The organism is Enterobacter sp. Taxon_8, assembly GCF_058354585.1.
This window is the reverse complement of the sequence record NZ_CM177989.1, coordinates 3,199,057-3,218,832: the sequence shown is the minus strand read 5'-3', so window position 1 is coordinate 3,218,832 and position 19,776 is coordinate 3,199,057. Positions and strand designations below refer to the sequence as shown.

General features: G+C 55.2%; 20 protein-coding genes and 5 tRNA genes. 16 read left to right on the top strand and 9 right to left on the bottom strand.

What is annotated here, in order from left to right:
• Positions 1–3: 3 nt before the first annotated feature.
• The 12 genes from tolR to pnuC all read left to right on the top strand — a co-directional run bounded on the left by tolR (position 4) and on the right by pnuC (position 7,268).
• Positions 4–432, top strand: coding sequence for a colicin uptake protein TolR (tolR, locus tag AC4IBF_RS15355; protein ID WP_003858589.1), 429 nt, complete (start codon positions 4–6; stop codon positions 430–432).
• A 28-nt stretch (positions 433–460) separates the two neighbouring features.
• On the top strand, positions 461–1,729 hold the full coding sequence (gene tolA, locus AC4IBF_RS15350) for a cell envelope integrity protein TolA (RefSeq protein WP_111964367.1): 1,269 nt from the start codon (positions 461–463) through the stop codon (positions 1,727–1,729).
• A 134-nt stretch (positions 1,730–1,863) separates the two neighbouring features.
• A complete protein-coding gene (gene tolB / locus AC4IBF_RS15345; RefSeq protein ID WP_325813926.1) occupies positions 1,864–3,156 on the top strand; it encodes a Tol-Pal system beta propeller repeat protein TolB in 1,293 nt (430 codons plus the stop codon).
• Between the two features lie 35 nt (positions 3,157–3,191).
• On the top strand, positions 3,192–3,713 hold the full coding sequence (gene pal / locus AC4IBF_RS15340; protein WP_003858578.1) for a peptidoglycan-associated lipoprotein Pal: 522 nt from the start codon (positions 3,192–3,194) through the stop codon (positions 3,711–3,713).
• Positions 3,714–3,722: 9 nt separating this feature from the next.
• A complete protein-coding gene (cpoB, locus tag AC4IBF_RS15335) occupies positions 3,723–4,517 on the top strand; it encodes a cell division protein CpoB (RefSeq protein ID WP_109846278.1) in 795 nt (264 codons plus the stop codon).
• A 161-nt stretch (positions 4,518–4,678) separates the two neighbouring features.
• A tRNA-Lys gene (locus tag AC4IBF_RS15330) sits at positions 4,679–4,754 on the top strand.
• A 127-nt stretch (positions 4,755–4,881) separates the two neighbouring features.
• Positions 4,882–4,957, top strand: a tRNA-Val gene (locus AC4IBF_RS15325).
• A gap of 3 nt (positions 4,958–4,960) precedes the next feature.
• Positions 4,961–5,036: transfer RNA gene (locus AC4IBF_RS15320), tRNA-Lys, on the top strand.
• Positions 5,037–5,077: 41 nt separating this feature from the next.
• Positions 5,078–5,153, top strand: a tRNA-Lys gene (locus AC4IBF_RS15315).
• Between the two features lie 31 nt (positions 5,154–5,184).
• Positions 5,185–5,260 (top strand) — tRNA-Lys (locus tag AC4IBF_RS15310).
• A gap of 222 nt (positions 5,261–5,482) precedes the next feature.
• On the top strand, positions 5,483–6,526 hold the full coding sequence (gene nadA, locus AC4IBF_RS15305) for a quinolinate synthase NadA (RefSeq protein ID WP_249575693.1): 1,044 nt from the start codon (positions 5,483–5,485) through the stop codon (positions 6,524–6,526).
• Positions 6,527–6,548: 22 nt separating this feature from the next.
• A complete protein-coding gene (gene pnuC, locus AC4IBF_RS15300) occupies positions 6,549–7,268 on the top strand; it encodes a nicotinamide riboside transporter PnuC (RefSeq protein ID WP_149366179.1) in 720 nt (239 codons plus the stop codon).
• Here the strand turns inward: pnuC and zitB are convergent.
• A complete protein-coding gene (gene zitB / locus AC4IBF_RS15295) occupies positions 7,265–8,203 on the bottom strand; it encodes a CDF family zinc transporter ZitB (RefSeq protein WP_133294006.1) in 939 nt (312 codons plus the stop codon). The genes pnuC and zitB overlap by 4 nt on opposite strands.
• 106 nt (positions 8,204–8,309) lie before the next feature.
• On the bottom strand, positions 8,310–8,690 hold the full coding sequence (locus AC4IBF_RS15290) for a protein YbgS (RefSeq protein WP_136195396.1): 381 nt from the start codon (positions 8,688–8,690) through the stop codon (positions 8,310–8,312).
• A gap of 305 nt (positions 8,691–8,995) precedes the next feature.
• Between AC4IBF_RS15290 and aroG the strand changes: the two genes are divergently transcribed.
• Entirely contained in the window at positions 8,996–10,048 is a 1,053-nt protein-coding gene (gene aroG, locus AC4IBF_RS15285; protein ID WP_008501110.1) for a 3-deoxy-7-phosphoheptulonate synthase AroG, read from the top strand.
• Between the two features lie 61 nt (positions 10,049–10,109).
• On the opposite strand, the gene gpmA is transcribed toward aroG, so the two are convergent.
• From gpmA to modE, 7 genes are all read right to left on the bottom strand, one after another.
• A complete protein-coding gene (gpmA, locus tag AC4IBF_RS15280; protein ID WP_023310804.1) occupies positions 10,110–10,862 on the bottom strand; it encodes a 2,3-diphosphoglycerate-dependent phosphoglycerate mutase in 753 nt (250 codons plus the stop codon).
• 206 nt (positions 10,863–11,068) lie between these two features.
• Entirely contained in the window at positions 11,069–12,109 is a 1,041-nt protein-coding gene (gene galM / locus AC4IBF_RS15275; RefSeq protein WP_491462941.1) for a galactose-1-epimerase, read from the bottom strand.
• Positions 12,103–13,251, bottom strand: a complete 1,149-nt coding sequence (gene galK / locus AC4IBF_RS15270) for a galactokinase (RefSeq protein WP_252092654.1) — start codon at positions 13,249–13,251, stop codon at positions 12,103–12,105. The genes galM and galK overlap by 7 nt, the downstream gene beginning before the upstream one ends.
• Before the next feature lie 3 nt (positions 13,252–13,254).
• Complete coding sequence (gene galT, locus AC4IBF_RS15265) at positions 13,255–14,301, bottom strand: galactose-1-phosphate uridylyltransferase (RefSeq protein ID WP_111963799.1); 1,047 nt, start codon at positions 14,299–14,301, stop codon at positions 13,255–13,257.
• 9 nt (positions 14,302–14,310) lie between these two features.
• The gene (gene galE / locus AC4IBF_RS15260; protein WP_048026980.1) at positions 14,311–15,327 is read right to left on the bottom strand and encodes a UDP-glucose 4-epimerase GalE; all 1,017 of its coding nucleotides are present in this window, start codon (positions 15,325–15,327) and stop codon (positions 14,311–14,313) included.
• A 201-nt stretch (positions 15,328–15,528) separates the two neighbouring features.
• The gene (gene modF / locus AC4IBF_RS15255) at positions 15,529–17,001 is read right to left on the bottom strand and encodes a molybdate ABC transporter ATP-binding protein ModF (RefSeq protein ID WP_133294011.1); all 1,473 of its coding nucleotides are present in this window, start codon (positions 16,999–17,001) and stop codon (positions 15,529–15,531) included.
• A 67-nt stretch (positions 17,002–17,068) separates the two neighbouring features.
• A complete protein-coding gene (gene modE, locus AC4IBF_RS15250) occupies positions 17,069–17,857 on the bottom strand; it encodes a molybdenum-dependent transcriptional regulator (protein WP_136195365.1) in 789 nt (262 codons plus the stop codon).
• A gap of 127 nt (positions 17,858–17,984) precedes the next feature.
• On the opposite strand from modE, the gene AC4IBF_RS15245 reads away from it, so the two are divergent.
• The 3 genes from AC4IBF_RS15245 (at position 17,985) to modB (ending at position 19,775) form a co-directional block, all read left to right on the top strand.
• Complete coding sequence (locus AC4IBF_RS15245) at positions 17,985–18,134, top strand: AcrZ family multidrug efflux pump-associated protein (protein ID WP_008501118.1); 150 nt, start codon at positions 17,985–17,987, stop codon at positions 18,132–18,134.
• Between the two features lie 178 nt (positions 18,135–18,312).
• The gene (gene modA / locus AC4IBF_RS15240; RefSeq protein ID WP_111963802.1) at positions 18,313–19,086 is read left to right on the top strand and encodes a molybdate ABC transporter substrate-binding protein; all 774 of its coding nucleotides are present in this window, start codon (positions 18,313–18,315) and stop codon (positions 19,084–19,086) included.
• Entirely contained in the window at positions 19,086–19,775 is a 690-nt protein-coding gene (gene modB, locus AC4IBF_RS15235; RefSeq protein WP_032641645.1) for a molybdate ABC transporter permease subunit, read from the top strand. The genes modA and modB overlap by 1 nt, the downstream gene beginning before the upstream one ends.
• Position 19,776: the final 1 nt, after the last annotated feature.

Below are 19,776 nucleotides of genomic sequence, written 5' to 3'. Positions count from 1 at the left end.
ACCATGGCCAGATCGCGTGGACGAGGTCGTCGCGAGCTCAAGTCCGAAATCAATATCGTTCCACTGCTGGATGTCCTGCTGGTACTGCTGCTGATCTTCATGGCAACAGCGCCAATCATTACCCAGAGCGTGGAAGTGGATCTGCCGGATGCGACAGAATCACAGGCGGTGAGCACCAATGACGATCCTCCGGTTATCATTGAGGTTTCCGGCGTAGGGCAATACAGCGTCGTAGTAGAGAAAGATCGTATGGATCAGCTGCCGCCTGAGCAGGTTATTGCTGAAGCGCAGCGTCGTCTGGAGTCAAATCCGAAAACGGTCTTCTTAATCGGTGGCGCAAAAGACGTACCCTACGATGAAATTATTAAAGCGCTGAACTTGCTACATAGTGCGGGTGTTAAGTCAGTTGGCTTAATGACCCAACCTATTTGATCATCCGCGTAGTTTTTGGGAACCGATAGTGTCAAAGGCAACCGAACAGAACGACAAGCTTAAGCGAGCGATAATCGTCTCCGCAGTGCTGCACGTGATTCTCTTTGCAGCGCTGATCTGGAGTTCGTTCGACGAGCATATTGATGCATCAGCCGGCGGCGGTGGAGGCTCTTCCATTGACGCCGTGATGGTGGATCCCGGTGCGGTAGTACAGAACTATAATCGCGAACAACAGCAGAAGGCGAGTGCCAAACGGGCTGAAGAGCAGCGTGAAAAACAGGCGCAACAGCAGGCGGAAGAACTGCGTGAAAAGCAGGCCGCAGAGCAGGAGCGTCTGAAGCAGCTCGAGAAGGAACGTTTGCAGGCGCAGGAAGCCGCGAAAGCGCAGGCAGAGCAGCAGAAACAAGCCGAAGAGGCCGCGAAGAAAGCACAGGAACAGCAAAAGCAGGCGGAAGAGGCGGCAGCTAAAGCCGCAGCGGACGCGAAAGCACAGGCTGATGCCCAGGCAAAATTAGCGGCAGAAGCGGCGAAGAAAGCCGCTGCTGATGCTCAGAAGAAAGCTGAAGCGGAAGCCGCGAAGAAAGCCGCTGCTGATGCCCAGAAGAAAGCTGAAGCGGAAGCCGCGAAGAAAGCCGCTGCCGATGCTCAGAAGAAAGCCGAAGCGGAAGCCGCGAAGAAAGCCGCTCAGGAAGCAGAGAAGAAAGCTGCTGCCGAGGCCGCGAAGAAAGCGGCTGCTGCTGAGAAAGCGGCTGCAGAAAAAGCCGCGGCAGAAAAAGCTGCAGCCGCCGAAAAAGCCGCTGCGGACAAAAAAGCTGCAGCTGAGAAGGCCGCTGCCGATAAGAAAGCTGCTGCTGAAAAAGCGGCAGCTAAAAAGGCTGCCGCCGCTGAAAAAGCCGCTGCTGCCGCAGGGGTTGACGATCTGCTGGGCGATTTGAGCTCAGGTAAGAATGCACCGAAAACGGGCGGTGGGGCGAAAGGAAACAACGCAGCGCCGACGGGAAGTGGTAACACTAAGAGTAACGGTGCGACAGGGGCTGAAATCAACGGTTATGCCGCGCAGATTAAATCCGCTATTGAAAGCCGATTCTATGATGCGTCTTCCTATACCGGTAAAACGTGTACGTTGCGTATAAAACTGGCTCCGGACGGCATGCTGCTGGATATCAAGTCTGAAGGTGGCGACCCGGCTTTATGTACTGCGGCCCTGGCTGCAGCGCGTCAGGCGAAGATGCCTAAACCGCCGTCTCAGGCTGTTTACGAAGTCTTCAAAAATGCGCCGCTGGACTTCAAACCTTAAGTTACATTTTCCCCGTGCAAACGGGGAAAAATAGACCAGGTTTAGTCACAGGGTTCTGGTAGTTTTGTCTATTTGAGTTTGTTAACATTCTGCTAAATTATCGTGGGTAAGGTTACCCGGATAAGGGAGATATGATGAAGCAGGCATTACGTGTAGCATTTAGTTTTTTAATGCTGTGGGCAGCAGTACTGCACGCAGAAGTACGTATCGAGATCACCCAGGGGGTGGACTCGGCGCGCCCAATCGGTGTTGTTCCGTTCCAGTGGGCAGGTCCTGGCGCTGCGCCTGAAGATGCCGGTGACATCGTGGCGGCTGACCTGCGTAACAGCGGTAAATTCAACCCGTTAGATCGTTCTCGTCTGCCTCAGCAGCCGGGTAGCGCGCAGGAAGTACAGCCTGCAGCATGGTCTGCGCTGGGTATTGATGCCGTGGTTGTGGGTCAGGTTACGCCTAACCCGGACGGCTCTTACAACGTTGCCTGGCAGCTGGTGGATACCGGCGGTGCACCGGGTACCGTTCTGGCACAGAACTCTTACAAGGTCACTAAGCAATACCTGCGCTATGCTGCACATGCTGCCAGCGATGCGGTATTTGAAAAACTGACCGGCATTAAAGGTGCGTTCCGTACCCGTATCGCGTACGTGGTGCAGACCAACGGTGGTCAGTTCCCGTACGAACTGCGCGTATCTGACTACGACGGCTACAACCAGTTCCTGGTGAAACGTTCTTCACAGCCGCTGATGTCTCCAGCCTGGTCTCCGGACGGTTCTAAACTGGCCTATGTAACCTTCGAAAGCGGCCGCTCAGCGCTGGTTATCCAGACGCTGGCAAACGGTGCTGTTCGTCAGGTAGCGTCGTTCCCACGTCACAACGGTGCGCCTTCGTTCTCTCCGGACGGCTCTAAACTGGCCTTTGCGCTGTCAAAAACCGGTAGCCTGAACCTGTACGTGATGGATATTGGCTCTGGTCAGATCCGTCAGGTTACCGACGGTCGCAGCAACAACACTGAACCTTCATGGTTCCCGGACAGCCAAAACCTGGCGTTTACTTCTGACCAGGCCGGCCGTCCACAAATCTACAAAGTCAACATCAACGGCGGTGCTCCGCAGCGTATTACCTGGGAAGGTTCGCAGAACCAGAACTCAGACGTGAGCAGCGACGGTAAATTTATGGTAATGGTGAGCTCCAACGGTGGGCAGCAGCACATTGCCAAACAAGATCTGGTAGCGGGTGGCGTTCAAGTTCTGTCGTCAACGTTCCTGGATGAAACGCCAAGTCTGGCACCTAACGGCACGATGGTAATCTACAGCTCTTCTCAGGGGATGGGATCTGTGCTGAATCTGGTTTCTACAGATGGGCGTTTCAAAGCGCGTATTCCGGCAACTGATGGACAGGTAAAATCACCTGCCTGGTCGCCGTATCTGTAAATAATAATTAATTGATTACTAAAGGAATCATAGAAATGCAACTGAACAAAGTGCTGAAGGGGCTGATGATCGCTCTGCCTGTAATGGCAATCGCAGCGTGTTCTTCTAACAAGAACGCCAGCAATGACCAGAGCGGCGAAGGCATGATGGGTGCCGGCACCGGTATGGACGCGAACGGCAATGGCAACATGTCTTCTGAAGAGCAAGCGCGTCTTCAGATGCAGCAGCTGCAGCAGAACAACATCGTTTACTTCGATCTGGATAAATACGACATCCGTTCTGACTTCGCTGCGATGCTGGATGCGCACGCTAACTTCCTGCGTAGCAACCCATCTTACAAAGTCACCGTAGAAGGTCACGCGGACGAACGTGGTACCCCAGAGTACAACATCTCCCTGGGTGAACGTCGTGCTAACGCTGTTAAAATGTACCTGCAGGGTAAAGGCGTTTCTGCTGACCAGATCTCCATCGTTTCTTACGGTAAAGAAAAACCTGCAGTACTGGGTCACGACGAAGCGGCTTACTCCAAAAACCGTCGTGCCGTACTGGTTTACTAAGAGAATTGCATGAGCAGTAACTTCAGACATCATCTGTTGAGTCTGTCGTTACTGGTTGGAATAGCGGCCCCCTGGGCCGCTTTTGCTCAGGCACCAATCAGTAGTGTCGGCTCAGGCTCGGTAGAAGACCGGGTCACTCAACTCGAGCGTATTTCTAACGCTCATAGCCAGCTTTTAACCCAACTCCAGCAACAACTTTCCGATAACCAGAATGATATTGACTCTCTCCGCGGTCAGATTCAGGAAAGCCAGTATCAGCTTAACCAGGTTGTGGAACGTCAGAAGCAAATCTTGTTGCAGATAGATAGCCTGAGCAGCGGTGGTGCAGCAGCACAGCCAGCCGCAGGCGATCAGAGCGGTGCCGCGACGTCTGCGCCAGCGCCATCTGCTGATGCTTCAGCCTCAACAGGCGCGCCTGTACAGAGCGGTGACGCGAATACTGACTACAATGCGGCTATTGCCCTGGTGCAGGATCAATCTCGTCAGGATGACGCGATTGCTGCGTTTCAGAACTTTGTTAAGAAATACCCTGATTCCACTTATCAGCCAAATGCCAATTACTGGCTCGGTCAGTTGAATTACAACAAGGGTAAAAAGGACGATGCGGCGTTTTATTTTGCCTCCGTGGTAAAAAACTACCCAAAATCGCCAAAAGCGCCTGATGCGATGTACAAAGTGGGCGTCATCATGCAGGACAAAGGCGACACTGCGAAAGCCAAAGCGGTTTATCAGCAGGTGGTCTCTAAATTCCCGGGCACCGAAGGTGCTAAGCAGGCGCAAAAACGTCTGAATTCGATGGGATGATTATCGCATGACCAGAAATCGCGTTATTTCTGGTCGTGCAGCATGATTACTAAGCAGTTAAGTGATCTTCATCGAAATTTTTGTTGCGCAGAATTCTTAAATCAGTAATATATGCCGCCGTTGCCACGGGATATCAAACAACGTGAAAACAGCATAAAAGTGGGTCGTTAGCTCAGTTGGTAGAGCAGTTGACTTTTAATCAATTGGTCGCAGGTTCGAATCCTGCACGACCCACCACTAAGTCAGGTGGAAGTAGTAGTAAAACGTGAAGGATAACGTTGCGTCAGCAACGGCCCGTAGGGCGAGGCGAAGCCGAGTCATCCTGCACGACCCACCACTTAACGCAGTTCCGGCAGTACAGAGTGGGTGATTAGCTCAGTTGGTAGAGCATCTCCTTTACACGGAGGGGGTCGGCGGTTCGAGCCCGTCATCACCCACCACTCGGGTCGTTAGCTCAGTTGGTAGAGCAGTTGACTTTTAATCAATTGGTCGCAGGTTCGAATCCTGCACGACCCACCAATTTTATTGGTGCCGAGTGATAATTCAGGCAACACCCGAATGGGTCGTTAGCTCAGTTGGTAGAGCAGTTGACTTTTAATCAATTGGTCGCAGGTTCGAATCCTGCACGACCCACCAGCCTGAATAAATTTGCAGTACATCCCGCAAGGGGTCGTTAGCTCAGTTGGTAGAGCAGTTGACTTTTAATCAATTGGTCGCAGGTTCGAATCCTGCACGACCCACCAGTGTAGAAAGGCGCCCTAAAGGCGCCTTTTTGCTATCTGTCTGTTTTGTTGGTCAGGTAAGGCGAAGCCGCCACCCGACAAATGCTATCAGCACCTATTTCCGGTGACTTTTCACTCCAGATTCGCTATCTTGTTTAGTATACAAAACACAATTGCCACGCGTTTTGCTATGTCAGGAAAATGAAAGGCAATATTGTTAAGCCCGTAAAACGAGAAGCCATAATGAGTGTGATGTTTGATCCTGAAGCCGCAATCTATCCGTTTCCGCCAAAGCCTGTCCCGCTGAGCCAGGACGAAAAGCAGTTCTACCGCGAGAAGATCAAACGTCTTCTCAAAGAGCGCGATGCGGTAATGGTGGCACATTACTACACCGACCCGGAAATACAGCAGCTGGCTGAAGATACCGGGGGCTGCATTTCTGACTCACTGGAGATGGCGCGCTTCGGTGCACGACATCCCGCTTCAACGCTGCTGGTTGCCGGCGTGCGTTTTATGGGCGAAACGGCAAAGATCCTGAGCCCGGAAAAAACCATTCTGATGCCCACGCTTAACGCGGAGTGTTCCCTGGATCTGGGCTGTCCGATTGACGAATTCACGGCCTTCTGTGATGCCCATCCTGACCGGACTGTGGTGGTCTACGCTAACACCTCTGCGGCCGTAAAAGCGCGTGCAGACTGGGTGGTCACATCGAGTATCGCCGTTGAACTGATTGAACATCTGGATAGCCTGGGCGAGAAAATTATCTGGGCGCCCGATCGCCATCTCGGCAATTATGTCCAGAAGCAGACGGGTGCTGATGTTCTCTGCTGGCAGGGCGCCTGTATCGTTCATGACGAGTTCAAGACCCAGGCGCTGGCGCGCATGAAGGCGCTTTATCCTGACGCAGCCATTCTTGTTCACCCTGAATCTCCGCAGTCGATCGTCGACATGGCGGATGCAGTGGGTTCCACCAGCCAGCTTATCAACGCTGCCAGAACGTTGCCTCACAAGCAGCTTATCGTGGCGACCGATCGCGGTATCTTCTACAAGATGCAGCAGGCCGTACCGGAGAAAGAGCTTCTTGAAGCGCCAACGGCAGGCGAGGGCGCAACGTGTCGCAGCTGTGCGCATTGTCCGTGGATGGCGATGAACGGCCTGAAAGCGATTGCCGAGGGGTTAGAAACCGGTGGTGCGGCGCATGAAATCCATGTGGATGCCGCCCTGCGTGAAGGCGCGTTAATTCCGCTTAACCGTATGCTGGATTTTGCGGCTACACTACGTACTTAATTCAAAACGCCCCGGGGAAAAGATGGATTTTTTTAGCACACATAACATTCTGGTTCATATACCGATTGGTACAGGTGGCTATGACCTGTCATGGATTGAGGCCGTTGGCACGCTGGCGGGATTACTCTGTATCTGGCTGGCAAGCCTGGAGAAGATAAGCAATTACGCGTTTGGGCTGATTAACGTCACGCTGTTTGCGATTATCTTCTTCCAGATCCAGCTGTACGCCAGCCTGCTTTTGCAGCTGTTCTTCTTTGCCGCCAATATTTACGGGTGGTATGCCTGGTCGCGTCAGAACAGCCAGCAGGAGGCCGAGCTGCAGATCCGCTGGCTGCCCCTGCCGAAAGCCATCGCCTGGTTCGTCGCCTGCGTGGTGGCCATTGGCTTAATGACCGTTTACATCAACCCGGTTTTTGCGTTCCTGACCCGCGTTGCCGTTTCGGCCATGTCCGGCATCGGCCTGAACGTGACGATGCCTGAACTCCAGCCGGATGCCTTCCCGTTTTGGGATTCCTGCATGATGGTGCTGTCGATTGCGGCGATGATTCTGATGACCCGTAAATACGTTGAGAACTGGCTGTTGTGGGTCATCATCAACGTGATCAGCGTGGCGATCTTCGCCCTGCAGGGTGTCTATGCGATGTCGCTGGAATATCTGCTGCTGACCTTCATCGCGCTGAACGGCAGCCGGATGTGGATTAACAGCGCGCGCGAGCGAGGCTCTCACGCGCTTTCCGGCTAGTGGTCATGATGATGTGAATGGCCGGACTGCGCCTCGTTAAGGTGGCAGTCCGTTCCGCTACAGGGCTGATACTCCATCTGAACGGTGGCATGGCTAATGTCGTAGTGATGTTCCAGGAAGTGCTGGATGCGATCGAGCAGCGCATCGTGGTCGTGAGGGGGGATCACCTGGACGTGCAGCGTCATGACCGGTTTCTCTCCCACCAGCCAGACGTGAACATGATGAACGTTGCGTACTTCCGGGACTGAACGGCGCAGGTTGCGCTTCAGCTCGTCGATATCCATGGAAGCTGGCGCCCCTTCAAGCAGTTCATTCACGCTCTCCTTCAGCAGCCGCCAGGCGCTGCGCAAGACCAGACACGACACAAGAACGGACAGAATCGGATCGACAGGCGTCCAGCCGGTGTAGAGGATCACCAGCGCGGCGACAATCGCCCCGACTGAGCCGAGCAAATCACCCATAACATGCAGAGCCGCAGCGCGTACGTTCAGGTTCTTCTCCCCGCTGCCGCGGTGCAAAATCCAGAAGGCCAGAATATTCGCCAGCAGCCCTGCTACGGCAATCACCATCATGGTTGCCCCGGCGATCGGCTGCGGGTGTCTGAAGCGCTGTATTGCCTCCCAGACGATAAGAATGGTAATGACTACCAGTGCAATAGCGTTAACAAACGCGGCCAGTGTGGTCAGTCTCAGCCAGCCGAAGGTATGGCGCGCATTTGGAGGACGACGCGCAAACTGCACGGCCATCAGGGCGAAGAGCAGGGCGGCTGCATCGGTCAGCATGTGTCCGGCATCAGCCAGAAGTGCCAGAGAGCCGGAAATCAGGCCGCCAATGACCTCGATAACCATAAACGTTGCTGTGACGCCAAAGGCCAGCATCAGTCGTTTAGCGTTGTCGTTGCCGGATGAGTGCGAGTGTGAATGGGAGTGCGCCATGTCTGCTTTCCTGATGTGTTATTGTTTTTAGTGTAGCGTTTTTAATAGGTTACTCCAAAAAGAAAGGAGAGCCTGAGCTCTCCTTTTTCTGAGGGTTCATAAGAAATTATTGGGTGGTGCCATCGGTTTTGGTATTGGCGTCGTTACCCACTTTGTCGTTAGGGTCCGGGCATTTGCCGTCCTTGCACATTGAGTTCTTATGGACTTCATCTGAACTCATATTGTCATGGTTCATAGTGCCGGAACCGCTACCGTCTGGATGCAGCATGGTGCCGCCGGTGTGGGTGTTGCCGGTATTGATCTGGCTGTTGTCGACATTATTCGGGGCGATATTCTGTTTCGCATCAGGCGCAGGCTGACCTGCTGCCGCAGCCGCATTGGCGTCACCGTTGCTGTCTGAGGTGCCCGTTTCCGCAGCCAGGACGCTGCCGCTGGCCAGAGTGAGTGTAGCGGTCAGGAAGAGAGTTGCCAGTTTTGTCATTTTCATCATGGTGCTCCTGTTCTTGTCGTTACGCTGGATAACATTCTCCAACAGTGCATCTTTTTCAGAGGCGAAAGATCCCGCCTTACGGACTTACGTCAGTAGGGAATCGCGTTTAAGCGTGTAAAAATTGGTTGTTACAGTTAAAAAGCTTAGGTTAGATCTCGTTTTTCGCTATTTTGTGGCGATTTTTAGGCGAATTCCAGGAATTATCTGCGTGAAGTGTAAAACCGTGTTTACACTTCCTGGTCGACAAGATAGATTGAAAGGATTGCTTTCATTACTAAAGATATGGCAGAGCTGGAACGAAGATGAATTATCAGAACGACGATTTACGCATTAAAGAGATCAATGAGTTATTACCTCCTGTAGCGCTCCTTGAGAAATTCCCCGCCACTGAAAATGCCGCAAACACGGTTTCTCATGCTCGTAAAGCGATCCATAAGATCCTGAAAGGTAATGACGATCGTCTTCTGGTGGTGATTGGTCCGTGCTCCATTCACGATCCGGCTGCCGCGAAAGAATACGCCGCCCGTCTGCTCACCCTCCGTGAAGAGCTAAAGGATGAGCTGGAAATCGTCATGCGCGTCTATTTTGAAAAACCGCGCACCACCGTTGGCTGGAAAGGGTTGATTAACGATCCGCACATGGATAACAGCTTCCAGATCAACGACGGCCTGCGCATTGCGCGCAAGCTGCTGCTTGAGATCAACGACAGCGGCCTGCCTGCGGCCGGTGAATTCCTGGACATGATTACGCCACAATACCTTGCGGACCTGATGAGCTGGGGCGCAATTGGTGCGCGCACGACTGAATCTCAGGTCCACCGCGAGCTGGCGTCGGGTCTTTCTTGCCCGGTTGGTTTCAAAAATGGCACTGACGGCACCATTAAGGTGGCTATTGATGCTATCAACGCCGCTGGTGCGCCGCACTGCTTCCTGTCCGTGACCAAATGGGGTCACTCCGCCATCGTTAACACCAGCGGGAACGGTGACTGCCACATCATTCTGCGCGGCGGTAAAGAGCCGAACTACAGCGCGAAACACGTGGCAGAAGTGAAAGTCGGGCTGGAAAAAGCCGGACTGCCGCCGCAGGTGATGATCGATTTCAGCCATGCCAACTCCAGCAAGCAGTTTAAAAAGCAGATGGAAGTGGGTGCAGACGTCTGCCAGCAGATTGCCGGCGGTGAGAAGGCGGTGATTGGGGTGATGATCGAAAGCCATCTGGTTGAAGGTAACCAGAACCTGGAAGGCAGCGAGCCGCTGGTGTACGGCAAAAGCGTGACCGATGCCTGCATCGGCTGGGACGATACCGACGCCATCCTGCGCCAGCTGGCAAATGCGGTAAAAGCGCGCCGCGGCTGAATTCTCAGGCACAAATAAAAAAGCGCGGAAGGCTCCGCGCTTTTTTTATGTCTGGCGAAAATTACTTCGCTTTACCCTGGTTCGCAACAGCCGCTGCTTTCGCCGCGATCTCTTCTGCGTTACCCAGATAGTAGTGTTTGATTGGCTTGAAGTTTTCGTCGAACTCATACACCAGCGGTACGCCGGTTGGGATGTTCAGTTCGAGGATTTCGTCTTCTCCCATGTTGTCCAGGTATTTCACCAGCGCACGCAGAGAGTTACCGTGAGCCGCGATGATCACGCGCTCGCCGCTCTTCAGGCGTGGCAGAATGGTTTCGTTCCAGTAAGGCACAACGCGGTCGATGGTCAGCGCCAGGCTCTCGGTGGTTGGCAGCTCAGCGTCGGTCAGCTTCGCGTAACGTGGGTCGTGGCCCGGGTAGCGCTCGTCATCTTTGGTCAGCTCTGGCGGGGTGATTGCGAAGCCGCGACGCCACTGTTTAACCTGCTCGTCGCCATATTTCTCAGCGGTTTCCGCTTTGTTCAGGCCCTGCAGCGCACCGTAGTGACGTTCGTTCAATTTCCAGGACTTCTCAACCGGCAGCCAGGCCTGATCCAGTTCGTCCAGCACGTTCCACAGGGTGTGGATGGCACGTTTCAGCACAGAGGTGTAAGCAAAATCAAAGCTGAAGCCTTCTTCCTTCAGCAGTTTACCTGCTGCTTTTGCTTCGCTTACGCCTTTCTCGGACAGATCAACGTCGTACCAACCGGTAAAGCGGTTTTCGTTGTTCCACTGGCTTTCGCCGTGACGCACCAGGACCAGCTTAGTAATAGCCATCTCTTACTCCTCAAGCATTTTTAGAATGATAACAATTCTCATTATATTGCCGTGGCCGTGCCAGCAGCAACGCTTAACCCTAACCATAGCGAAAATAGTCTCTGAGTGTAAGATGCTTGTGAATCCAGGGTTATGATTTTGTCTGCGATCGGCGCTATTTTCAGCAAGGCGTGCAGAAAAAAGCCCTCCGGAGGGAGGGCTGAATATTAATGTGGAATAAAATGGTATTCCGTCACGCTCACGTACTCTTCACCCGGGTGCAGCACGCAGCCTGGCTGCGGCCATTCCGGATGGTTCGGGCTGTCCGGCAGGAACTCGCTCTCCAGCGCCAGGCCTTGCCAGTCGCTGTACTCATCGTGTTCGCGCGCCGTCGTGCCGCCGAGGTAGTTGCCTGAGTAAAACTGCAGGGCTGGGGCAGTGGTATAAACCGTCATCTGCAGCTTGTCATCCGCAGACCAGACCTGCGCGGCAGGCTGCGTCACATCACCTTTGGCCTGCAGCAGGAAAGCGTGATCGTAGCCTTTCACCTTACGCTGATCGTCATCGCTCAGGAAATCCCGGGCGATGGTTTTCGCGCTGCGGAAGTCAAAGCTGGTGCCGCTCACGTCTTTGAGGCCCTGATATGGAATGCCCATCTCGTCAACCGGCAGATACGCATCCGCCAGGATCTGCAGCTTGTGCTCACGCACGTCGCACTGGCTACCATCCAGATTAAAGTACGCGTGATTGGTCAGGTTGACCGGACACGGCCTGTCGACCTTCGCGCGGTATTCAATGGCGATACGGTTGTCATCGGTCAGCGTAAAGCGCGCGGACGCGTTAAGGTTCCCCGGGAAGCCCTGATCGCCATCAGGCGAATCCAGTGAGAACAGCACTTCACCGTCGTTTTGACGAACAATCTTCCAGCGGCGTTTATCAAACCCATCCGGCCCGCCGTGCAGCTGGTTCTCACCCTGGCTAGGAAGCAGGGTGTACTGCTCGCCGTTGAGTTCAAAACGGCTCTTCGCGATGCGGTTAGCATAGCGCCCAACGGACGCGCCCAGATAGGCGGACTGATTGACATACTGCTCAGGCGAGGCGCAGCCGAGCAGGGTTTCGCGCACGCTGCCGTCCGGCATCGGTACGCGGGCAGAAAGAAGGGTAGCACCCCAGTCCATCAGCGTAACGACCATTCCCGCGCTGTTGCGCAGGGTTAACAGGCGATACGGCAGACCATCCGGTGCGAGTGTAGGTGTTTCGTTTAGCACTGTCCGGCTCCTTGTGATGCTTTACAAACATAGAAGGTTTCTTTGATGCCTGTTTTGGCTTCGTACTGCTTCGCCACGGCATCCTGTACGGCAGGAACCAGCTCTTCTGGCACCAGCGCAACGATGCAGCCGCCAAAACCGCCGCCCGTCATGCGCACGCCGCCTTTGTCGCCAATGGTGGCTTTAACGATGTCCACCAGGGTGTCGATCTGCGGAACGGTGATTTCAAAATCTTCGCGCATGGAGGCGTGAGATTCCGCCATCAGCTCACCCATGCGTTTCAGGTCACCTTTCGCCAGCGCGGACGCGGCTTCAACGGTACGGGCATTTTCCGTCAGCACGTGACGAACGCGTTTGGCGACGACCGGATCCAGCTCGTGCGCCACTTTGTTAAATTCATTGAGCGTCACGTCGCGCAGGGCAGGCTGCTGGAAGAAGCGGGCGCCGGTTTCGCACTGCTGGCGGCGGGTGTTGTATTCGCTGCCCACCAGCGTGCGCTTAAAGTTGCTGTTAATGATGACGACAGCCGCGCCTTTTGGCAGGGGAACGGCTTTGGTACCCAGCGAGCGGCAATCAATCAACAGGGCATGCTCTTTTTTGCCGAGCGCGGAGATCAGCTGGTCCATAATGCCGCAGTTACAGCCCACGAACTGGTTTTCTGCTTCCTGACCATTCAGGGCGATTTGCGCGCCGTCCAGCGGCAGATGGTAAAGCTGCTGGAATACGGTGCCGACGGCGACTTCCAGCGACGCAGAGGAGCTTAAGCCCGCACCCTGCGGCACGTTGCCGCTGATAACTAAATCGGCGCCGCCAAAGTTCTTGTTGCGCTTCTGAAGGTGTTTCACCACCCCGCGCACGTAGTTAGACCACTGCTGGCTGTCGTGTGTCACAATTGGGGCATCGAGGGAAAATTCGTCCGTCTCATTACCGTAATCAGCCGCAATCACGCGGACTTTACGGTCGTCGCGTTTCGCACAGCTGATAACGGTCTGGTAATCGATGGCGCACGGCAGCACGAAACCATCGTTATAGTCGGTGTGTTCACCGATCAGGTTAACGCGGCCTGGCGCCTGGATAACGTGGGTGGCAGGGTAGCCAAATTTCTCAGCAAACAGGGATTGTGTTTTATCTTTCAGACTCATTTTTTAGACTCCTGATTCGCGATAGTGGACGTCGCTAACGGCACGCAGACGTTCTGCCGCCTGTTCCGCCGTCAGGTCACGCTGGGTTTCTGCCAGCATTTCGTAGCCCACCATAAATTTACGTACCGTCGCAGAGCGCAGCAGCGGCGGATAGAAATGGGCATGCAATTGCCAGTGCTGATTCTCTTCCCCGTTGAACGGCGCGCCGTGCCAGCCCATGGAGTACGGGAAGGAGCACTGGAACAGATTGTCGTAACGGCTGGTCAGCTTTTTCAGCGCCAGGGCAAGGTCGTCGCGCTGCGCGTCGCTGAGATCGGTAATACGCAGAACATGTGCTTTCGGCAGCAGCAGCGTCTCAAACGGCCACGCGGCCCAGTAAGGCACGACGGCCAGCCAGTGTTCGGTTTCCACCACGGTACGGCTGCCGTCGGCCTGTTCACGCTGCGCGTAATCCACCAGCATCGGCGAGCCGTTTTCCGCGTAATACGCTTTCTGCAGACGGTCTTCACGCTCGGCTTCGTTAGGCAGGAAGCTGTTCGCCCAGACCTGGCCGTGCGGATGGGGATTCGAGCAGCCCATGGCCGCGCCTTTGTTTTCGAACACCTGCACCCACGGATAGCTCTGCCCCAGCTCTGCGGTTTGCGCCTGCCAGGTGCTGACGACCTCTTTCAGCGCGTCCACGCTCAGCTCCGGCAGCGTCTTGCTGTGATCGGGCGAGAAGCAGATCACGCGGCTGGTTCCGCGCGCGCTTTCGCAGCGCATCAGCGGATCGTGGCTTTCAGGCGCGTCCGGCGTGTCGGTCATCAGGGCGGCAAAATCGTTTGTGAACACGAAGGTGCCTTTGTAGTCCGGGTTTTTATCCCCGGTAACGCGCGTGTTGCCTGGACAGAGGAAGCAGTCCGGGTCGTGCTGCGGCAGGGTCTGTTTTGCAGGCGTCTCCTGCGCACCTTGCCAGGGGCGCTTAGCGCGATGCGGAGAAACTAAAATCCATTGCCCGCTCAACGGGTTAAAACGACGATGCGGATGATCGACGGGATTAAATTGCGTCATGACGGATCCTTAGTCCGGATAGCCTTGCGGGTGGCGTGACTGCCAGTGCCAGGTATCCTGTGCCATTTCATCAAGCGTGCGCGTCACACGCCAGTTAAGCTCTTTGTCGGCTTTGGTGGCATCGGCCCAGTAAGCAGGCAGATCGCCCTCGCGACGCGGTGCGAAGTGGTAGTTCACCGGCTTGCCGCAGGCTTTGCTGAAGGCGTTAACCACGTCCAGCACGCTGCTGCCGACTCCGGCGCCGAGGTTGTAAATATGCACGCCCGGTTTGTCAGCCAGCTGCTGCATGGCCGCAACGTGACCGTCGGCCAGATCCATTACGTGGATGTAGTCGCGCACGCCGGTGCCGTCTTCGGTCGGATAGTCATTGCCAAAAATCGCCAGCGAGTCGCGACGGCCAACGGCAACCTGGGCGATATACGGCATCAGGTTGTTTGGGATGCCCTGGGGATCTTCACCCATATCGCCAGACGGATGCGCGCCGACCGGGTTGAAGTAGCGCAGCAGCGCGATGCTCCACTCCGGCTGGGCTTTTTGCAGGTCGGTCAGGATCTGCTCCACCATCAGCTTGCTTTTGCCGTACGGGCTTTGCGGGGTACCGGTCGGGAAGCTTTCAACGTAAGGAATTTTCGGCTGATCGCCGTAGACGGTGGCGGAGGAGCTAAAGATGAAGTTTTTGACGTTCGCCGCGCGCATGGCGGAGATGAGACGCAGAGTGCCGTTGACGTTGTTGTCGTAATACTCGAGCGGCTTCGCAACGGATTCACCGACCGCTTTCAGACCCGCGAAGTGGATCACCGCTTCTATGGCGTGGTCGTGAAGGATCTCGGTCATCAGCGCTTCGTTGCGGATGTCGCCTTCCACAAAAGTCGGTTGTTTACCGCCAAGACGTTCAATCACAGGCAGCACGCTGCGCTTACTGTTGCACAGGTTGTCGAGAATGATGACGTCATGGCCGTTTTGCAGCAGCTGCACGCAGGTATGGCTACCTATGTAACCGCTACCACCTGTTACCAGAACTCGCATATTTCGCTCCATTGGGCTTATGGTATGTAATAACCATAGCATAACAGAGACGCGAAAAGTGTGACATGGGATAAAATAGTGGAATCGTTTACACTCGTTTTCACACTCATTTTTTTCATGACTGAGAGCATTCTAGATCAAAGAGATAGCGATGTATTGATGCAAGTTATCTGAAAAAGAGGAGGGCAGAGCCCTCCGCGGTTAATCAACGTTGCTGAGAAGGTAGCGATAACCCTCACCGTCCGGAACAAACTCCAGGCGATGCGTGATGCAGGCGGGGGCATCTTCGGCATGATGTGAAACGAAAAGCAGCTGCGTTTCACCTTCGCTAATCAGCACGTCCACAAAGCGGCGGATAAGCTGGCGGTTCAACGGGTCGAGTCCCTGCAGCGGTTCGTCGAGGATCAGCAGCGTAGGGTGTTTCACCAGCGCGCGAACGATCAGGGCCAGACGCTGCTGCCCCCACGAAAGACTATGAAACGGCGCGTCAGCCACCCGGTTATCCATGCCCAGAATGTCCAGCCACTGCTGGGCGAGCTTATGTTGTTTGTCCGACACCGCCTGATAAATTCCGATGGAATCAAAATACCCGGAGAGGATCACGTTGCGTACCGTGGTACTGACCCGGTAATCCAGATGCAGGCTGCTGCTGACGTAGCCGATATGCTTTTTGATATCCCAGATGGTTTCTCCGCTGCCGCGACGCCGACCAAACAGCGTGAGGTCGTTGCTGTAGCCCTGCGGATGATCGCCGGTGATCAGGCTCAGCAGCGTCGATTTTCCCGCGCCGTTGGGGCCGACAATCTGCCAGTGCTCGCCCGGATTGACCGTCCAGCTGAGGCGGTTAAGGATCGGGCGATCGTCATAAGAGACCACGCCATCCCGCAGCACGATGCGCGGCTGGTGGGGATCGAGCGCATGGCGGGCCGAAGGAGCGTCAGGTTCCGGAAGGGTAATTCCGTCGAGTTGTTCACTGTGCGCGAGCTGGGCAATCAGCGCCTGCTTGAGCAGCGCTGTTTTTTCTCCGGTTTCGGTCAGGTTACAGTCGGCCAGGACGCCCGCGTGCTGGATAAAGTCCGGAATTTCATCGAAGCGGTTAAGCACCAGCACGAGGGTATATCCCTGCTGATTAAGAGATGCTAGCAGGGACGCCAGCTGCGCCCGGGACTGCACGTCAAGACCGTCGAACGGTTCGTCCAGAATAAGCAGTTCAGGTTGGCTCATCAGCGCCTGACAAAGCAGCGTTTTTCGCGTCTCGCCGGTAGAAAGGTATTTAAAGCGCCGGTCCAGCAGAGGGGTGATACCGAACCGTTCTGCCAGGCGCCGGCAGCGGGCGGGATCCTTCACTTCATCCTGAATAATTTCCGCGGTCGTACGGCCGGTATCTTCTTCGCCTGGGCTGAGCAAATCGGTGTTGTTGCGCTGCCACTCGTCGCTGACCAGCTTTTGCAGTTGTTCAAACGACAGGCGCGTCAGGCGCGTAAAGTCGCTCTGGTATTCGCCCTTGAGGAGGTTGAGCTCTCCGGCCAGCGCGCGGGCCAGCGCGGATTTACCGCTGCCGTTTGTGCCGACAAACGCCCAGCTTTCACCCGCGCGTAGCGTCAAATCAGCAATTGTCAGCGTTCGGGTATCGCTAAGACGAAACGTGCCTTGCGAAATATGCAATGATGACATGGTTTATCCCTGTTTTTGCAGCACCAGATATCAGGGATACGCACTGTCGGTACGATTGTCAATGTGCTCAGCACAAAGTGGCGATAATCACCCGGTCCGCGTTGAAATACGCGGTGACGGCAGCACCTTCTTCTAAGTTGTCCGACTCGCTGAGCGGTACGGTCGCGCAAAGCGGCTGCCCATCTGCCAGGGTCATCAGCACTTCGCACTGCGCTTCACCGCGTTTGATGAGGCTGATGGTGCCCTGCAGCTGGTTATCTGCTCCGATTGCCGCGTCGGGATCGCGCGTGATAGTGACCCACGGCGCTTTCAGCAGCACCAGCACCTCTTTACCTTCATTCAGTTCAAGACGTTCCGCGCTTTGCGCCGTTATGGCGGCCTTCAGACGGGTGGTGCCATCGGCAAGCAGGATCTCAATATGCTGCTGTATCTGCAGATTGTCGCGCGCCGTCACCGTACCAAACCACTGGTTACGGGCGCTGGTTTGTAAAGAGAAGCGGGAAATGGCGGCCAGCAGACTGTCCAGCGGAACGTTATCGTCATCGCTCAACACATCAAACGCTTTTTGCTGGATCTGCGCCAGCAGATCGTAAAGCTGAATAAGGCGCTGGCCATAACGCGTCACGATCGCACCGCCGCCGCCTTTGCCGCCCGTGGCTCTGTCCACCAGCGGGTGTTCGCTCAGGGTGTTCATCTCGTTGATGGCGTCCCAGGCGCTTTTATAGCTGATTCCCGCGTTTTTCGCCCCCTGGCTAATCGAGCCCGTTTGTTCTATTTGTTTAAGCAGGGCGATACGTCGCGGATCGGCGAAAAGCTTTTGCTGAAGTCGTAGAGTGAGGAGAATTTCGGCCTGCATAACAGTGTCCTGGCAAAAAGAGTATTGTGACCCAAATGGTGCAGGGCGCAAAGGGTACCGCACAAAAGGGGATGTTTTTCTCACTATTCAGGGTAGAATGAGTCATTCACAATATCTGGAGAAAACCATGTTAGAGTTGTTGAAAAGTCTGGTATTCGCCGTGATCATGGTACCAGTAGTGATGGCCATCATCCTCGGTGCCATCTACGGCCTGGGTGAAGTGTTCAACGTCTTTTCGAACATTGGTCACAGAGACCAGGCTAAAAAGCAGCATTGATTCCCCTCAAAACGCCCGGCTTGTCCGGGCGTTTTGCTCTCAAGATTTTCCCGTTTTCGCCGATATAATTTAACGCATCACACCGGTTTACCCATTCAGCGGTACGATTAAACGCTGGGATCTCCCTGACGTTATCGTTATATTAATGTGTATATAACGCTACTCACAGGAGTTACAGATGGCACGTTCATGGGTACGCCTTTTTGCAGGGGCAACATTGACGCTTTCCCTTACCGGACACGCGCTGGCGGACGAGGGTAAAATCACGGTCTTTGCGGCGGCGTCGCTGACTAACGCGCTGCAGGATATTGCGGCGGCGTATAAAAAAGAGAAAAACGTCGAGGTGGTCTCCTCTTTTGCCTCTTCCTCGACGCTGGCGCGCCAGATAGAAGCGGGCGCACCGGCGGATCTGTTCATCTCGGCGGATCAGAAGTGGATGGATTACGCGGCGGAGAAGAAATCGATTGATGCGACAACCCGCGAAACGCTGCTGGGGAATAGCCTGGTTGTCGTGGCGCCAAAAGGCAGCGCGCAGGCGGACATCACTATCAACAAACAGACCAACTGGACGAGCCTGCTGAACGGTGGCCGTCTGGCGGTGGGCGACCCGGCGCACGTTCCGGCCGGGATTTATGCCAAAGAAGCGCTGCAAAAGCTGGGCGCATGGGAGACGTTGTCGCCGAAGCTGGCCCCGGCCGAAGACGTGCGTGGCGCGCTGGCGCTGGTGGAACGCAACGAAGCCCCGCTGGGCATTGTGTATGGCTCTGATGCCGTAGCCAGTAAGGGAGTGAAAGTGGTGGCAACGTTCCCGGAAGACTCCCACAAGAAAGTGGAATATCCTGTTGCGATTGTTGATGGACATAAAAATGCGACCGTGACGGCTTTCCGCGATTATCTGAAGGGGCCTGAAGCGTCCGCTATCTTTAAACGTTACGGATTTACGACTCACTGATGATATTGACCGATCCTGAATGGCAGGCTGTTCTGCTGAGCCTTAAAGTCTCTTCCCTGGCGGTTGCGCTGAGTTTGCCCTTTGGGATCTTCTTTGCCTGGCTACTGGTTCGCTGTCAGTTTCCCGGCAAAACGCTGCTCGACAGCGTGCTTCATCTTCCGCTCGTGTTGCCGCCCGTAGTGGTCGGTTACCTGCTGCTGATTTCGATGGGGCGACGCGGTTTTATCGGCGAGAAGCTCTACGACTGGTTTGGGCTGACGTTCGCTTTTAGCTGGCGCGGTGCGGTACTGGCTGCGGCGGTGATGTCATTCCCACTGATGGTGCGGGCGATACGTCTCGCGCTGGAAGGCGTGGACATGAAGCTTGAACAGGCGGCCCGCACGCTGGGCGCCGGGCGCTGGCGCGTCTTTTTCACCATCACGCTTCCGCTGACGCTGCCGGGCATTATTGTCGGCACGGTGCTGGCCTTCGCCCGCTCGCTCGGCGAGTTTGGCGCGACGATCACCTTTGTGTCGAACATACCCGGCGAGACGCGGACGATTCCGTCGGCAATGTATACCCTGATTCAAACGCCGGGCGGTGAAGGCGCGGCGGCGCGGCTGTGTATTATTTCAATTGTGCTGGCGCTGGCATCGCTGATGGTGTCTGAATGGCTGGCGCGGCTCAGCCGCGAGCGGATGGGGAAATAAG

Excerpts from the sequence above, each read along its gene's own strand:
- AC4IBF_RS15245 (WP_008501118.1), top strand. The coding sequence starts at position 17,985 with ATGTTAGAGTTGTTGAAAAGTCTGGTATTCGCCGTGATCATGGTACCA.
- zitB (WP_133294006.1), bottom strand. The coding sequence starts at position 8,203 with ATGGCGCACTCCCATTCACACTCGCACTCATCCGGCAACGACAACGCT.
- pnuC (WP_149366179.1), top strand. The coding sequence starts at position 6,549 with ATGGATTTTTTTAGCACACATAACATTCTGGTTCATATACCGATTGGT.
- modE (WP_136195365.1), bottom strand. The coding sequence starts at position 17,857 with ATGCAGGCCGAAATTCTCCTCACTCTACGACTTCAGCAAAAGCTTTTC.
- cpoB (WP_109846278.1), top strand. The coding sequence starts at position 3,723 with ATGAGCAGTAACTTCAGACATCATCTGTTGAGTCTGTCGTTACTGGTT.
- tolR (WP_003858589.1), top strand. The coding sequence starts at position 4 with ATGGCCAGATCGCGTGGACGAGGTCGTCGCGAGCTCAAGTCCGAAATC.
- modF (WP_133294011.1), bottom strand. The coding sequence starts at position 17,001 with ATGTCATCATTGCATATTTCGCAAGGCACGTTTCGTCTTAGCGATACC.
- nadA (WP_249575693.1), top strand. The coding sequence starts at position 5,483 with ATGAGTGTGATGTTTGATCCTGAAGCCGCAATCTATCCGTTTCCGCCA.
- AC4IBF_RS15290 (WP_136195396.1), bottom strand. The coding sequence starts at position 8,690 with ATGAAAATGACAAAACTGGCAACTCTCTTCCTGACCGCTACACTCACT.
- tolB (WP_325813926.1), top strand. The coding sequence starts at position 1,864 with ATGAAGCAGGCATTACGTGTAGCATTTAGTTTTTTAATGCTGTGGGCA.
- galE (WP_048026980.1), bottom strand. The coding sequence starts at position 15,327 with ATGCGAGTTCTGGTAACAGGTGGTAGCGGTTACATAGGTAGCCATACC.
- galT (WP_111963799.1), bottom strand. The coding sequence starts at position 14,301 with ATGACGCAATTTAATCCCGTCGATCATCCGCATCGTCGTTTTAACCCG.
- modA (WP_111963802.1), top strand. The coding sequence starts at position 18,313 with ATGGCACGTTCATGGGTACGCCTTTTTGCAGGGGCAACATTGACGCTT.
- galK (WP_252092654.1), bottom strand. The coding sequence starts at position 13,251 with ATGAGTCTGAAAGATAAAACACAATCCCTGTTTGCTGAGAAATTTGGC.
- pal (WP_003858578.1), top strand. The coding sequence starts at position 3,192 with ATGCAACTGAACAAAGTGCTGAAGGGGCTGATGATCGCTCTGCCTGTA.
- modB (WP_032641645.1), top strand. The coding sequence starts at position 19,086 with ATGATATTGACCGATCCTGAATGGCAGGCTGTTCTGCTGAGCCTTAAA.
- gpmA (WP_023310804.1), bottom strand. The coding sequence starts at position 10,862 with ATGGCTATTACTAAGCTGGTCCTGGTGCGTCACGGCGAAAGCCAGTGG.
- aroG (WP_008501110.1), top strand. The coding sequence starts at position 8,996 with ATGAATTATCAGAACGACGATTTACGCATTAAAGAGATCAATGAGTTA.